This window comes from Pantoea sp. SGAir0215 (assembly GCF_043543215.1).
This window is the reverse complement of sequence record NZ_CP028031.1, coordinates 4,017,029-4,031,449: the sequence shown is the minus strand read 5'-3', so window position 1 is coordinate 4,031,449 and position 14,421 is coordinate 4,017,029. Positions and strand designations below refer to the sequence as shown.

At 51.7% G+C, this 14,421-nt stretch carries 13 protein-coding genes and 5 tRNA genes; 16 read left to right on the top strand and 2 right to left on the bottom strand.

The genetic code is table 11. From position 1 onward, the window contains the following. Positions 1 to 63: 63 nt before the first annotated feature. From C1N64_RS18810 to luxS, 12 genes are all read left to right on the top strand, one after another. Positions 64 to 576: a regulatory protein RecX gene (locus tag C1N64_RS18810; protein WP_394515093.1), complete on the top strand. Its 513-nt coding sequence runs from the start codon at positions 64 to 66 to the stop codon at positions 574 to 576. Between the two features lie 131 nt (positions 577 to 707). After that, positions 708 to 3,335: an alanine--tRNA ligase gene (alaS, locus tag C1N64_RS18805; protein ID WP_058708936.1), complete on the top strand. Its 2,628-nt coding sequence runs from the start codon at positions 708 to 710 to the stop codon at positions 3,333 to 3,335. A gap of 249 nt (positions 3,336 to 3,584) precedes the next feature. Next, positions 3,585 to 3,770, top strand: coding sequence for a carbon storage regulator CsrA (gene csrA / locus C1N64_RS18800; RefSeq protein WP_006120718.1), 186 nt, complete (start codon positions 3,585 to 3,587; stop codon positions 3,768 to 3,770). Between the two features lie 284 nt (positions 3,771 to 4,054). After that, positions 4,055 to 4,147, top strand: a tRNA-Ser gene (locus tag C1N64_RS18795). Positions 4,148 to 4,155: 8 nt separating this feature from the next. Then, positions 4,156 to 4,232 (top strand) — tRNA-Arg (locus tag C1N64_RS18790). 135 nt (positions 4,233 to 4,367) lie between these two features. Next, positions 4,368 to 4,444, top strand: a tRNA-Arg gene (locus tag C1N64_RS18785). 188 nt (positions 4,445 to 4,632) lie between these two features. Further along, positions 4,633 to 4,709, top strand: a tRNA-Arg gene (locus C1N64_RS18780). A 178-nt stretch (positions 4,710 to 4,887) separates the two neighbouring features. Then, a tRNA-Arg gene (locus tag C1N64_RS18775) sits at positions 4,888 to 4,964 on the top strand. A 613-nt stretch (positions 4,965 to 5,577) separates the two neighbouring features. Beyond that, positions 5,578 to 6,144, top strand: a complete 567-nt coding sequence (gene yqaB, locus C1N64_RS18770) for a fructose-1-phosphate/6-phosphogluconate phosphatase (protein ID WP_044242548.1) — start codon at positions 5,578 to 5,580, stop codon at positions 6,142 to 6,144. Next, entirely contained in the window at positions 6,141 to 6,569 is a 429-nt protein-coding gene (locus tag C1N64_RS18765; protein WP_110268336.1) for a YqaA family protein, read from the top strand. The genes yqaB and C1N64_RS18765 overlap by 4 nt, the downstream gene beginning before the upstream one ends. A 31-nt stretch (positions 6,570 to 6,600) precedes the next feature. After that, the gene (gshA, locus tag C1N64_RS18760; protein WP_367143724.1) at positions 6,601 to 8,205 is read left to right on the top strand and encodes a glutamate--cysteine ligase; all 1,605 of its coding nucleotides are present in this window, start codon (positions 6,601 to 6,603) and stop codon (positions 8,203 to 8,205) included. 151 nt (positions 8,206 to 8,356) lie between these two features. Beyond that, positions 8,357 to 8,872 (top strand): S-ribosylhomocysteine lyase, encoded by a 516-nt coding sequence (gene luxS / locus C1N64_RS18755; RefSeq protein ID WP_006120714.1) that lies wholly within the window; start codon positions 8,357 to 8,359, stop codon positions 8,870 to 8,872. A 126-nt stretch (positions 8,873 to 8,998) separates the two neighbouring features. Here the strand turns inward: luxS and C1N64_RS18750 are convergent, their stop codons facing one another. Continuing rightward, positions 8,999 to 10,285 carry an HlyC/CorC family transporter gene (locus C1N64_RS18750; protein ID WP_033739517.1) on the bottom strand — a complete coding sequence of 429 codons (1,287 nt, stop codon included), beginning with the start codon at positions 10,283 to 10,285 and terminating at the stop codon, positions 8,999 to 9,001. Positions 10,286 to 10,303: 18 nt separating this feature from the next. Continuing rightward, positions 10,304 to 11,101, bottom strand: a complete 798-nt coding sequence (locus C1N64_RS18745; protein ID WP_006120712.1) for a cytochrome C assembly family protein — start codon at positions 11,099 to 11,101, stop codon at positions 10,304 to 10,306. A 167-nt stretch (positions 11,102 to 11,268) separates the two neighbouring features. Here C1N64_RS18745 and ffh point away from each other — a divergent pair, with 167 nt between their 5' ends. From ffh to trmD, 4 genes are all read left to right on the top strand, one after another. Then, positions 11,269 to 12,630, top strand: coding sequence for a signal recognition particle protein (gene ffh, locus C1N64_RS18740; RefSeq protein WP_006120711.1), 1,362 nt, complete (start codon positions 11,269 to 11,271; stop codon positions 12,628 to 12,630). A 142-nt stretch (positions 12,631 to 12,772) separates the two neighbouring features. Then, a complete protein-coding gene (gene rpsP, locus C1N64_RS18735) occupies positions 12,773 to 13,021 on the top strand; it encodes a 30S ribosomal protein S16 (RefSeq protein WP_033739514.1) in 249 nt (82 codons plus the stop codon). An 18-nt stretch (positions 13,022 to 13,039) separates the two neighbouring features. Further along, a complete protein-coding gene (rimM, locus tag C1N64_RS18730; protein WP_006120709.1) occupies positions 13,040 to 13,588 on the top strand; it encodes a ribosome maturation factor RimM in 549 nt (182 codons plus the stop codon). A 35-nt stretch (positions 13,589 to 13,623) separates the two neighbouring features. Further along, complete coding sequence (gene trmD, locus C1N64_RS18725) at positions 13,624 to 14,385, top strand: tRNA (guanosine(37)-N1)-methyltransferase TrmD (RefSeq protein WP_050504850.1); 762 nt, start codon at positions 13,624 to 13,626, stop codon at positions 14,383 to 14,385. Positions 14,386 to 14,421 lie beyond the last annotated feature (36 nt).

Here is a 14,421-nt window from a genome sequence, read left to right as displayed (position 1 = left end):
CTTGCCTTTCCTCTTTCCCCCTCTGCCTCCATACTCTCTTTCCGTTTGTTAAAGGTGCGCAGTATGTCTGAACAACCTCAGCTACACGTTATCTCTTTTTCACGCCTGCTCGATCGGGCAATGCGCCTGCTGGGTCAGCGCGATCACAGTCGCGAAGAGCTCAAACAAAAACTGCAGTTATCTGCCCAGCGCAGTGCGTGGATAAAACAAAAAGAACCTGAAATTATCACTCCCGAGCTGTTGGAAAGGGTCATCAACTGGTGCAGCGAAAATGGCTGGCTGAACGATGAGCGCTTCACAGAACGATTTATTCAGAGCCGCAGCCGTAAAGGCTTTGGCCCACAACGGATCCGGCTGGAGCTGGGGCAAAAGGGCATAAGCCGTGATGCGATTGATCTCGCCATGGAAGAGACGGAGATCGACTGGTCAGCCTGCGCAGCGGAACTGGCAGAAAAGAAATTTGGCCATCCGTTGCCGACCGAATGGAAAGAAAAAGCAAAAGTGCAACGCTATCTGCATGCAAAAGGCTTTCTGAGTGAAGTTATACAGCAGGTTTTCAGAAATTTTGACGACTAAAGGCCGATGTGATTTTACTTCCCTCCGAAGAATATTTATCTTACCCCTTTTGGTTCCTTAAGCTTGCTGCCGTGATAACGCGGTACGCCTGATAAAGAAGGACCTTTCGTTAGCGTGATTCCAGGATATATATGAGCAAGAGCACTGCTGAGATCCGTCAAGCGTTTCTCGACTTTTTCAATAGTAAGGGACATCAGGTTGTAGCAAGCAGCTCCCTGGTACCGAACAACGATCCGACGTTACTGTTTACTAACGCCGGAATGAACCAGTTTAAAGATGTGTTTCTCGGTCAGGACAAGCGTGACTATACCCGCGCCACCACGTCGCAGCGTTGCGTTCGTGCGGGCGGGAAGCATAACGACCTTGAAAACGTCGGTTACACCGCACGCCATCACACCTTTTTTGAAATGCTGGGCAACTTCAGCTTCGGTGACTATTTCAAAAAAGAAGCCATTGCCTATGCCTGGGAACTGCTGACCGGTGACCAATGGTTCAGGCTGCCGAAAGAGCGCCTTTGGGTTACTGTCTATGAAACCGATGACGAAGCGTTCGACATCTGGGCCAATGATATTGGTGTTCCGCGCGAACGTATTATCCGTATTGGCGACAACAAGGGCAGTGCTTACGCGTCAGATAACTTCTGGCAGATGGGGGACACGGGTCCTTGTGGTCCCTGCACCGAGATTTTCTACGATCATGGCGATCATATCTGGGGCGGGCCGCCAGGCAGTCCTGAAGAGGACGGCGATCGTTACATCGAAATCTGGAACATCGTCTTCATGCAGTTTAACCGTCAGGCGGATGGCACCATGCTGCCATTACCTAAGCCGTCGGTAGATACCGGAATGGGGCTGGAACGCATCACGGCGGTCCTGCAACATGTGAATTCCAACTATGAAATCGATCTGTTCCAGAAGCTGATTAACGCGGTTGCTGAGGTCACTGGTGCGACCGATCTGAGCAATAAGTCGTTGCGCGTTATTGCCGATCATATCCGCTCCTGTGCATTCCTGATTGCGGATGGCGTGATCCCGTCGAACGAAAACCGCGGTTATGTTCTGCGCCGTATCATTCGTCGTGCAGTGCGTCACGGCAACATGTTGGGTGCGAAAGAGGCGTTCTTCTACAAACTGGTTGCACCACTGATTGAGGTGATGGGGGCGGCTGGCGAAGAGCTGCAGCGCCAACAGACTCAGGTTGAAAATGTTCTGAAGAGCGAAGAAGAGCAGTTTGCGAAAACACTGGAGCGTGGCCTGGCCCTGCTTGATGACGAACTGGCTAAACTGAAAGGCGATACGCTGGATGGTGAAACTGTCTTCCGTTTGTACGATACCTTTGGTTTTCCTGCCGATTTAACGGCCGATGTCTGCCGTGAGCGTAATCTCAAAATTGACGAAGCCGGTTTTGAAAAAGCCATGGAACAACAGCGTCAACGGGCCCGTGAAGCCAGCGGCTTTGGCGCTGACTACAGCAATGTCATCCGTACAGATGCGGCCTCATCCTTTAAAGGCTATGACCAACTGGACCTGGCCGCGACGGTGAAAGGGCTGTTCGTCGCAGGTGAAGCGGTTGACACCGTTTCGGCAGGGCAGGATGCGGTGGTAGTGCTGGATGAAACGCCTTTCTATGGCGAGTCGGGTGGTCAGGTTGGCGATACCGGTGTGCTGAAAGGCAATAACGTTGAATTCCAGGTTCAGGATACGCAGAAATATGGCCAGGCAATTGGGCATATTGGCAAAGTGAGCAGCGGTAAGCTGCGCATTGGCGACCGCGTGGAGGCGGTGGTTGATGAAGCACGTCGTGCACGTATCCGTCTGAATCACTCCGCAACGCACTTAATGCATGCTGCATTGCGTCAGGTGCTGGGTGAGCACGTCGCACAGAAAGGATCTCTGGTTAACGATAAATACCTGCGTTTTGACTTCTCTCATTTTGAGGCCATGAAACCTCAGGAGATTCGTCAGGTCGAAGATATTGTGAACGCGCAAATCCGTCGCAACTTACCGGTAGAAACCGACGTGATGGATCTTGAGGCGGCGAAGGCGAAAGGCGCAATGGCGCTGTTTGGCGAGAAATATGACCAACGCGTGCGTGTACTGACCATGGGCGATTTCTCTGTTGAACTCTGTGGTGGTACGCACGCTGCACGTACGGGGGATATTGGTCTGTTCCGTATTCAGGCTGAATCGGGTAGCGCAGCCGGTATTCGCCGCATTGAAGCGGTCACGGGTGAAGCAGCACTGGCGCAGGTTTATGCCCAGAGCAGTCAGTTACAGGACATTGCTCAGTTGGTGAAAGCCAACAGCAGTAACCTGAACGACAAAGTGCGTGGGCTGGTTGATCACGTGCGGTTGCTGGAAAAAGAATTACAGCAGTTGCGCGATCAGCAGGCTGCGCAGGAAAGTGCCCAGCTCGGCAACAACGCCATTGATGTGAAAGGCGCGAAGCTGCTGGTGACAGAGCTCAGTAACACCGATCCGAAAATGTTGCGCACTATGGTTGATGATCTTAAAAATCAGCTGGGTTCAGCCATCATTGTTCTGGCCACTGTCGCTGAGGGCAAAGTGTCATTGATTGCTGGCGTAACAAAAGATCTTACCGACCGCGTAAAAGCGGGAGAGCTGATTGCTGAACTTGCCCCGAAAGTGGGCGGGAAAGGCGGTGGTCGACCTGATATGGCGCAGGCAGGTGGCAGTGATGCTACGGCACTGAAAGGTGCGCTGGCAGGTGTTGAAGGATGGGTTTCGAGCCGTCTGTGATGAAATAAAATAATTCATCGTAGCAAGCGTCAGAACTGGTGTTCCGGCGCTTTTTAATACGGTGTTAAATTTGCTAGTGACAAAGTCGGGTTGATGTAGCGTATTTCGGCTAAACTATTTATCAGCAGAATGTATTGGCGCGTTGATGTGCAATGGTGTATTTCTCATAACCTGTGTACAGCGTTAAGTGATGGATAACGCCGGGAAGCTGTATGAGCCCGACTCTTTTAATCTTTCAAGGAGCAAAGAATGCTTATTCTAACTCGTCGAGTTGGTGAAACCCTCATGATTGGCGATGAGGTGACTGTAACGGTGCTGGGCGTCAAAGGTAACCAGGTCCGTATTGGTGTTAACGCACCCAAAGAAGTGTCTGTGCATCGCGAAGAGATTTACCAGCGCATCCAGGCCGAAAAAACGCAACAAACTAACGTCTGACAGATTCTGCGTCTCGCACCTGTGCGAGACGCTCCCCTTTTTCCTCCCGCCGCTTAATTTCCTTTTTTCTGTTTATCGCCCATTTTTGTTAACTTCATCATCTTTCATTGTTGATTATTCACTCTTTTTGCCGTCATTTTGTCCCAATTGCCTGTCATTTGTGCAAACAGAAAAAACCTTCCGAAAAATTGTTTGACTTATAAGTCCGGGAAAGTAATATGTGCGCCACGCAGTGCCGATGAGCGGAAACAAAGTTCAGAAGCACAGTTCGGAAGAACGCGTAAGGTGAGGTGGCCGAGAGGCTGAAGGCGCTCCCCTGCTAAGGGAGTATACGGTCAAAAGCTGTATCGAGGGTTCGAATCCCTCCCTCACCGCCATTTCCGATGCATCCGTAGCTCAGCTGGATAGAGTACTCGGCTACGAACCGAGCGGTCGGAGGTTCGAATCCTCCCGGATGCACCATATCGTTGAATATGGGCACGTTGATGAAAGGCTACGCGCCAGCAGAGAACGGTATCGGAACAGAGTTGTAAAGTGAATTAGCAATTCCTTCATGGTGAGTCGTTAGCACCCTGCGTTGTACAAGAATTTCATAATGCATCCGTAGCTCAGCTGGATAGAGTACTCGGCTACGAACCGAGCGGTCGGAGGTTCGAATCCTCCCGGATGCACCATACTTTCCAGTATGGACGTGTGTTCCTGGTCTGTAAGACATTTAATCTGTCAGTCAGAACCAGTGAGGATAACGTTGCAACAGCAACGGCCCGAAGGGTAAGGCGCCAGCCGAATCATCCTCCCGGATACACCATTCTTCGTATTATCCCCAGGTTGATTTCTGCCGTTCCATAAAAGATTTCTAAATGCATCCGTAGCTCAGCTGGATAGAGTACTCGGCTACGAACCGAGCGGTCGGAGGTTCGAATCCTCCCGGATGCACCATACTTTTCGGTGTGGACGTGTGTTCCTGGTCTGTAAGCCAATCAGTCTGGCAGTCAGAACCAACGTTGCGTCAGCAACGGACAGAAGGATAAGGCGCGAGCCGAATCATCCTCTTGGATGCACCATTCTTCGTATTATCCCCAGACTGGCTTCTGCCGTCCCATAAAGCTTTCTAAATGCATCCGTAGCTCAGCTGGATAGAGTACTCGGCTACGAACCGAGCGGTCGGAGGTTCGAATCCTCCCGGATGCACCATACTTTTCAGTGTGGACGTGTGTTCCTGGTCTGTAAGCCATTCAGTCTGTCAGTCAGAACCAGCGTTGCGTCAGCAACGGCCCGAAGGGTAAGGCGCGAGCCGAATCATCCTCCCGGTGTATCGCGATTAATCTTCAAACGCCTTTTCTCTGCGCTCCACCTGACAGTCCACACAACCTCGCCACGCGTGCTAAACGCAAAAGCAAGGATTGGCGTCGTGTATTTCATTCAACGCCGTCCTGGTGCAGCAGGTGCGTAACAGCCAGCCTTACCGTCGCAATCCAGAACGCCAACTTAACTGTTTTAGTCATAAACATAGTATTGAATTCCTCTCGATCAGGCTGATTTTGTAAGGAATATCGTGTTTATCGCGACGTAAACTTTCTGTCCCGGATGGCAGGCACTTCGGCTTTCTTAACATAATGCTTACGTTCTGCTTTCCTGCTAAAACCATTGGAAATTCGAAGGGTTACAGGCTTTCCATCACGATCACCTTTATCTGAAAACTAAAATAGCTAATGCTTTCAAAGCATTTGCTGTTCATCCCGCCTGGCGACAACCTACGCACATTCAGCTAAAGTAGTGGCTCATTTGTTGGAGGTCCTCTGTGACAATCTACGATCAATACGACGCCCTGATTTTCGATATGGACGGGACTATTCTTGATACAGAACCGACACATCGAAAAGCGTGGCGTCAGGTGCTGACGCGTTATGGCTTAACGTTTGATGAAGCGCGCATGATGGATTTCAATGGTGCGCCATCATGGCGGCTGGCGCAGCTAATTGTCGAAACCAATAACGCCGATCACGATCCTTATCTGCTTGCCGCAGAAAAAACGGCGGCAGTGAAAGCGATGCTGCTGGAAAATGTCCAGCCGCTTCCGTTAATGGACGTCGTTAAGGCTTATCACGGACGTCGACCACTGGCTGTTGGCACCGGTAGCCAGCACGCCATGGCAGATGCACTTCTTAATCATCTGGGTGTCAGAGATCTCTTCTCGGCGGTGGTTGGGGCGGATGACGTCGAGCATCACAAACCGGAACCCGAGACGTTCCTGCGCTGTGCGGCATTACTGGGCGTTGAACCGGCGCGTTGTGTGGTATTTGAAGACGCAGATTTTGGCGTACAGGCAGCGAAAGCCGCAGGTATGGCCGTGGTTGATGTCCGTCTGCTGTGATCGAGACGCTGGCATATCTGTCTTTATTGAGCAGCAGCTTTCTTAGTGCGACGCTACTTCCGGGTAGCTCAGAGGCGCTGTTGGTTGCATTGCTGATCGCGAAAAGCGCATCAGTTTACGGGTTGATTGGAGTCGCATCGTTAGGGAATACCCTGGGTGGCTTGACCAACATAATTTTGGGTCGCTTATTGCCGTTAAAACGTCAGGGGCGATGGCATGAAACAGCAATGGCATGGTTGCAGCGGCTTGGGCCGGCGGCTTTGTTATTGAGTTGGTTGCCGGTAGTGGGTGATTTGCTCTGCGTGCTTGCAGGCTGGTTGCGTTTTGCCTGGCTACCCACTGTGCTGTTTCTGGCGATTGGCAAAACTCTGCGTTACATCGTTATTGCGACCGCCACATTACAGGGCATGGAATGGTGGCATTGATTCGTACAGATTCGGGGCTAGGGTTAACACTATGCTGAACAAAAATAAATTATTCACACAGCCGGAGGTTAATGTGATCCCCGACGTATCAAAGGCGTTATCCTGGCTGGAGGCGCATCCTGATGCACTGAAAGGCATTGGTCGTGGCATCGAACGTGAAACGTTGCGCGTGCAGCCGGATGGACATCTTGCAACGACTGCGCATCCTGCGTCGCTCGGATCGGCGCTTAAGCATGACTGGATCACCACTGACTTTGCTGAGACGCTGTTGGAGTTCATTACCCCAGTCGATCACAGCATTGAGCATATGCTGGCGTTTCTGCGCGATGTCCACCGCCATGTTGCGGATGAGCTCGGTGACGAACGCATGTGGCCTTTTAGCATGCCTTGCCTGATTGAGGACGCCAATAAGATTACGCTGGCGCAGTATGGCACATCGAATATTGGTCGGATGAAAACGCTGTATCGCCAGGGGCTTAAAAACCGCTATGGTGCGCTGATGCAAACCATCTCCGGTATTCACTATAACTTCTCTCTGCCGCTGTCGTTCTGGCAGGCATGGGCAGACGTAAAAGATTACGAAAGTGGTAAAGAGACGATTTCTGCGGGTTATCTGCGCCTGATTCGTAACTATTATCGCTTTGGCTGGGTCATTCCTTATTTGTTTGGCGCATCGCCCGCTATCTGCTCCAGCTTCCTGCAGGGCAAAGAAAGCGCACTGCCGTTTAAACACGATGAGAAAGGCACGCTGTGGCTGCCTTACGCGACATCGTTACGTCTGAGCGACCTGGGTTACACCAACAAGTCACAAAGCGCATTGGGCATTACCTTTAATTCCCTTGAGGGTTACGTCAGCGCACTGAAAAAAGCGATTAAAACGCCTTCAGAAGACTTTGTGAAGATGGGCACCCGGGATGCTGAGGGCAACTGGTTACAGCTGAATACCAACGTATTGCAGATTGAAAATGAACTCTATGCGCCGATTCGTCCGAAACGCGTTACCCGTTCCGGAGAAGCTCCATCAGATGCGTTGTTACGGGGTGGCATTGAGTACATTGAAGTGCGTTCCATGGACATTAATCCCTTCTCACCTGTTGGTGTGGATGAGAATCAGGTCCGCTTCCTCGATCTGTTCCTGATCTGGTGCACGCTGGCAGACGCGCCTGAAATGAGCGCTGATGAATTACAATGTAGCCGGCAGAACTGGAACCGCGTGGTGCTGGAAGGACGTAAGCCTGACCTGAAGATTGCGGTAGGATGTGGTGAGGCGGAATATTCACTGCGCGAGGTGGGCAAAACCTTGTTCGCCGACCTGCGCCGCGTCGCAGAAGCGCTGGACAGTAATCAGGGCACCACTGAGTATCAGCAGGTCTGCGATGAACTGGTAGCATCCTTTGACGATCCTGAGCTAACCTATTCGGCGCGTATTCTGAATGCCATGAAAGAACACGGCGTAACGGGCACGGGGATTATGCTGGCGGAACAGTATCGTCAGTTGCTGGTTAATGAGCCGCTGGAAGTGTTAAAGCCAGAGGACTTTGCGCAACAGGCGCAGGCATCTGTTGCGGCGCAACAGCAGCTTGAAGCGAGTGATACGCTGGATTTTGAAACCTATCTGGCCAGCCGGGAAGGGTAGAAAAGAAAAAGGCCACATCACTGTGGCCAAATTAACATCTCTGTTGTCAGGGATGGATGATAACAAATGCGCGTCTTTCATATATTCAGACGCTGGGCGATCGGAAAAGTTTCATCGTTCATAAAAAATTTTTCAGACTAAGAGGTGACGTATGCCATTACTGGATAGTTTTACTGTAGATCATACCATCATGGCCGCGCCCGCCGTGCGTGTTGCAAAAACCATGAAGACGCCGCATGGCGATACGATTACCGTTTTCGATCTGCGTTTTTGTCGCCCCAATATCGATATTCTGACTGAACGTGGCATCCATACGCTTGAGCATCTGTTTGCAGGTTTTATGCGTAACCACCTCAACGGTGATGGCGTAGAAATTGTCGATATTTCACCTATGGGTTGCCGTACCGGCTTCTACATGAGCCTGATTGGTGCGCCAGATGAGCAACGTGTGGCACAGGCCTGGAAAGGCGCGATGGAAGATGTGCTGAAAGTGAAAGATCAGAACCAGATTCCTGAGCTGAATGAATACCAGTGTGGAAGTTACAAGCTGCATTCGCTGGATGAAGCGCAGCAAATTGCCCGTAATGTGCTGGCACAGGAGATCGGCGTTAACCACAATGACGATCTGAAACTGCCTGCTGAAAAGCTGAAAGAGCTGCACATCTAGTCTGGGCTGTTCTCACAAAAACGCCGCGCATACGCGGCGTTTTTTATTGGGTTACGGCTCGCCGTTTATGCAAAAAGCCGGAGCCAGGCCAATAAAAAGCCGCCCTAAAAGGCGGCTTTATTCTGCTCAGGAGCCTACAGACTGTTTAAGCGGCGTCTGTGGCGTAATGCGCACCTGCTTAATCATATTATCCTGCACATCCAGGATATCGACGTCGTAATGATTCACCCGGACTCGCGTATTAACGGTGGGGATCTCTTCCAGCGCCTCCAGCAGCATGCCGTTAATCGTGCGCGCTTCCTGCTCGGGTAACTGCCAGTTGAAAGCTTTGTTGATCTCACGAATATTGGCGCTGCCTTCAATGAGCACCGAGCCATCGTTTTGCGGCATGACCTCTTCGGCCAGCGACGGAGACATCGAGGTAGTGAAGTCCCCGACAATTTCTTCCAGAATATCCTCAATAGAGATCAACCCTTTAATATCGCCATATTCATCAACCACCAGACCGGTCTTTTTCTTGTTGCGCTGAAACTTCACCAACTGCGTGTTAAGCGGAGTGCCTTCCGGGATGTAGTAAATTTCATCAGCGGCACGCAGCAACATCTCTTTAGTGAACTCTTTTTTCTCCGTCATCATGCGCCAGGCTTCACGCACGCGCAGCATGCCCACGCAGTCATCCAGTGAGTCGCGGAACAGTACAATACGACCGTGCGGTGAGTGGCTGAGCTGACGAATCACGGATTTCCAGTCGTCATTGATATTGATGCCGACGATTTCATTGCGTGGCACCATAATATCGTCCACGCTGACCTTTTCCAGGTCCAGTACGGACAGCAACATGTCCTGGTTGCGTCGGGACATGTGCGTACGTGATTCATAAACGATAGTGCGCAGTTCCTCTTTACTTAACGCGGAACTGATAGCCCCTTCTGCCCGAATGCCAACAAGACGCATCAGTAGACGCGTAATGGTATTCAGTAACCAGACCAGCGGCAGCATAACGTACTGCAGCGGGCCCAGCAGAAAGCTACTGGGATAGGCGACTTTTTCTGGATAAAGCGCAGCAACGGTTTTAGGGAGCACCTCTGCAAAAACCAGCACGACAAAGGTCAGAACACCCGTCGCAATCGCCACACCGGCGTCACCATACAGGCGCATTCCCACAATGGTGCCAATGGCGGACGCAAGGATATTGACCAGGTTATTCCCGATGAGCACCAGACTGATAAGGCGATCGGGACGCTTTAACAACTTTTCAACGCGGCGGGCGGCGCGGTGACCATTTTTTGCCTGATGACGCAATTTATACCGATTGAGCGTCATCATGCCGGTCTCAGAACCCGAAAAGTAGGCTGAAACCAACACCATGATGATGAGCGTGACAATCAGGGTCGTGGTCGAAACATGTTCCACCGCAAAACTTCCTTTTGATTAAGAACTGTGAATAAGCAGATGCTGAAGCACGCGACTGCCGAAATAAGCCATCGTCAGCAGCACAGCGCCGCTGCAGTTGAACCACACCACACGGCGACCGCGCCAGCCTTCATGATAGTGGCCCCAGAGCAAAACGATGTAGACAAACCAGGCAATAATGGACAGCACGGCTTTATCCACGTTCTCGGCGCTGAACAGATCGTGCATATAGAACAGGCCCGTACACAGCACCAGCGTCAGTAACACCACGCCGACCTGGGTGATGTGGAACATCTTCCGTTCAATGGTCAGCAGCGGTGGCATATCCTGCGTGAAGGCCAGCTTTTTGTTTTTCAACTGGTAGTCAATCCATGCCAGCTGTAACGCATACAACGCCGCAATAATCAGCGTGGCATAGGCAAACAGCGACAGGCCAATGTGGATCATAATGCCTGGCGTTGTTTCAAGATGGGTAATGAATGCGTTCGGTACAAATGTGGCAAAAGCCAGGTTAATTAAGGCAAAGCTGTAGACAATCGGCAGCAGTAACCAGCCACGATTCCGTGAGGCAACAATGGTCATAATGGCACAGATCAGCAGGCTGACCAGCGAACCAATATTCAGCAGGCTGAGGTTTTGCCCGCCATCGACAGCGAAAATTCGTTGCTGCAGGGCGACGGCGTGGGTGACAAGCGCCACACAGGCCGACAACACAGCTAACCGACGCCAGCCGCTTTGACGTTTCAACAGGCTGGGGATGATGAGTGCAAGACTCAGGGAGTAGGCGAACAGCGCCACAATCGCGAAAACGGACATAGTTCCTTTCAGGCATCAGTCAGATAAAGGAAAAGGGCAGTATAGCGCCAGGCGAAGCAGGCTCCAAACGATCTGAGGTGGAATTGAAGAGATCGGCTCGGCTTCGTGTTATAATCCGCCGCATTCTGCCGATATGGCGCCTCGCGATTTTTTTTAAGTGAGAGACAATGTTTGACAATTTAACCGATCGTTTGTCGCAAACCCTGCGCAATATCAGCGGCCGCGGAAGGCTGACTGAAGACAACATCAAAGACACGCTGCGCGAAGTGCGCATGGCATTGCTGGAAGCTGACGTTGCGCTGCCGGTGGTGCGGGATTTCATTAACCGCGTAAAAGAAAGCGCGGTGGGCCATGACGTCAATAAAAGCCTGACGCCGGGGCAGGAATTTATCAAAATCGTCCGCAATGAACTGGTTGCGGCGATGGGCGCAGAAAACAACGCGCTGGATCTGGCCGCGCAGCCGCCGGCTGTCGTGCTGATGGCGGGCCTGCAGGGTGCGGGTAAAACCACCAGTGTGGGTAAGCTGGGTAAATTCCTGCGTGAAAAGCACAAGAAAAAAGTGCTGGTGGTGTCCGCGGACGTTTATCGCCCGGCGGCGATCAAACAGCTGGAAACTCTGGCACAGCAGGTGGGGGTGGATTTCTGCCCGTCCGATCTGAGCCAGAAGCCTGTTGATATTGTCAACAACGCGCTGCGTGAAGCCAAACTCAAGTTTTACGATGTATTGCTGGTGGATACCGCAGGTCGTCTGCACGTAGACGAAGCGATGATGGACGAGATTAAACAGGTTCATGCCGCGATTAATCCGGTTGAAACCCTGTTTGTCGTGGATGCCATGACCGGTCAGGATGCGGCGAATACCGCGAAGGCCTTTAATGAAGCGCTGCCGCTGACCGGGGTTATCCTGACGAAAGTGGATGGTGACGCGCGCGGCGGTGCCGCGCTGTCGATTCGCCATATCACGGGCAAGCCAATCAAGTTTATGGGGATGGGCGAGAAGACCGATGCGCTGGAAGCGTTTTATCCGGACCGTATCGCCTCACGCATCCTTGGTATGGGCGACGTCCTCTCGCTTATTGAAGATATCGAGAGCAAAGTTGACCGCGCGCAAGCGGAAAAACTGGCGAAGAAGCTGAAAACCGGCGACGGTTTTGATCTCAATGATTTCCTTGAGCAACTGAAGCAGATGCGCAACATGGGCGGAATGGCGAGCCTGATGGGCAAGCTGCCGGGCATGGGGCAACTGCCTGACAACGTGAAATCGCAGATGGATGACAAAGTGCTGGTCCGCATGGAAGCCATCATCAATTCAATGACGCGCAAAGAGCGCGAAAAACCAGAAATCATCAAAGGCTCACGTAAGCGCCGTATTGCCACCGGCTCCGGTATGCAGGTGCAGGACGTTAACCGCTTATTAAAGCAGTTCGACGACATGCAGCGGATGATGAAGAAAATGAAGAAGGGCGGAATGGCGAAAATGATGCGCGGCATGAAAGGTATGATGCCGCCAGGTTTCCCCGGACGCTAAGAGGTTCCACAAAAAAGCCTGGGATGGCTCAGTTTAGGTTGCTTTTTGCGCCAAAATGAGTAAAATTTTCGGGCTTTTTATACAGCACCCGGACCCCGTTCCTCGATGGGGGCCGGGTGTTTTATTAACTGAAGAGGATGTTATGGTAACAATTCGTTTGGCACGTCACGGCGCTAAAAAGCGTCCGTTCTATCAGGTCGTCGTTACTGACAGCCGCAATGCACGCAACGGTCGCTTCATCGAGCGCGTAGGTTTCTTCAACCCGATCGCTTCTGGTCAGGCTGAAGCACTGCGTCTGGATCTGGATCGTATCGAGCACTGGGTTGGCCAGGGCGCAACGCTTTCTGATCGCGTTAACGCGCTGATCAAAGAAGCAAAGAAAGCAGCTTAATCTGTCACGGTGGTGAGCATGAGCAGACAACTTGCCGCACAGGCACCTGTTAACCCGATTGTATTGGGCAAAATGGGCGCTGCATACGGCATTCGCGGCTGGCTCAAAGTGTTTTCCTCCACTGAAGACGCTGAAAGCATCTTTGACTACCAACCCTGGTTTATCCAGCGCGCCGGTAAATGGCAGCAGGTGGAACTGGATAGTTGGAAGCACCACAATCAGGACCTGATCATCAAAGTCAAAGGCATTGACGATCGGGATGCGGCGGCACAGTTGACCAATTGCGAAATTCAGGTCGACTCGACGCAACTGCCTGCGCTGGAAAACGGTGAGTACTACTGGAAAGACCTGATGGGTTGCAAGGTGGTCAACGTTGAAGGCTACGAGCTGGGTAAAGTCATCGATATGATGGAAACCGGTTCGAACGACGTTCTCGTCGTGAAGGCAAACCTGAAAGATGCGTTTGGTGTACAGGAGCGGTTAATTCCGTTTCTTGATGAACAGGTTATCAAGAAAGTCGATCTCGCTACTGGCCTTATTGAAGTAGATTGGGATCCTGGTTTTTGATCTCCGAATCAAACGGTAACGTAACGGCGAAAACAATGTGGATTGGTGTAATTAGCCTGTTTCCAGAAATGTTTCGCGCTATTACCGATTACGGGGTAACTGGCCGGGCAGTAAAAAATGGCCTGCTCAGCGTTCAAAGCTGGAGTCCACGTGACTTCACGCACGACCGGCACCGTACTGTGGACGATCGTCCTTATGGTGGCGGACCGGGAATGCTGATGATGGTACAACCTTTACGGGATGCCATCTCCGCAGCGAAAGCAGCGGCGGGAGAGGGTGCCAGGGTGATATATCTTTCACCTCAGGGGCGCAAACTGGACCAACAGGGCGTTTGCGAACTGGCGTCACGCGACAAGTTAATTCTTGTTTGTGGCCGCTATGAAGGGATTGATGAGCGCGTAATCCAGACCGAAATTGATGAAGAATGGTCAATCGGTGATTACGTTCTCAGCGGTGGGGAACTGCCCGCAATGACGATGATTGACGCAGTCGCCCGGTTCATTCCGGGAGTACTCGGCAAGCAGGCGTCAGCCGATGAGGATTCGTTCTCGGAGGGATTGCTGGATTGTCCACACTATACCCGACCTGAAGTGTTAGAAGGGATGGAGGTTCCGCCAGTATTACTGTCGGGCAACCATGCCGATATTCGCCAGTGGCGCCTGAAACAGTCGCTAGGCCGTACCTGGCTGAGAAGACCTGAACTTCTGGAAAACCTGGCTCTGACTGAAGAGCAAGCAAGGTTGCTTAAGGCGTTCCAACAGGAACACCAGCAACAAAACGATGATGCGGAAGAGTAATCTTCCCTGACTATCAGTTTACCCAGGATAAGAGAT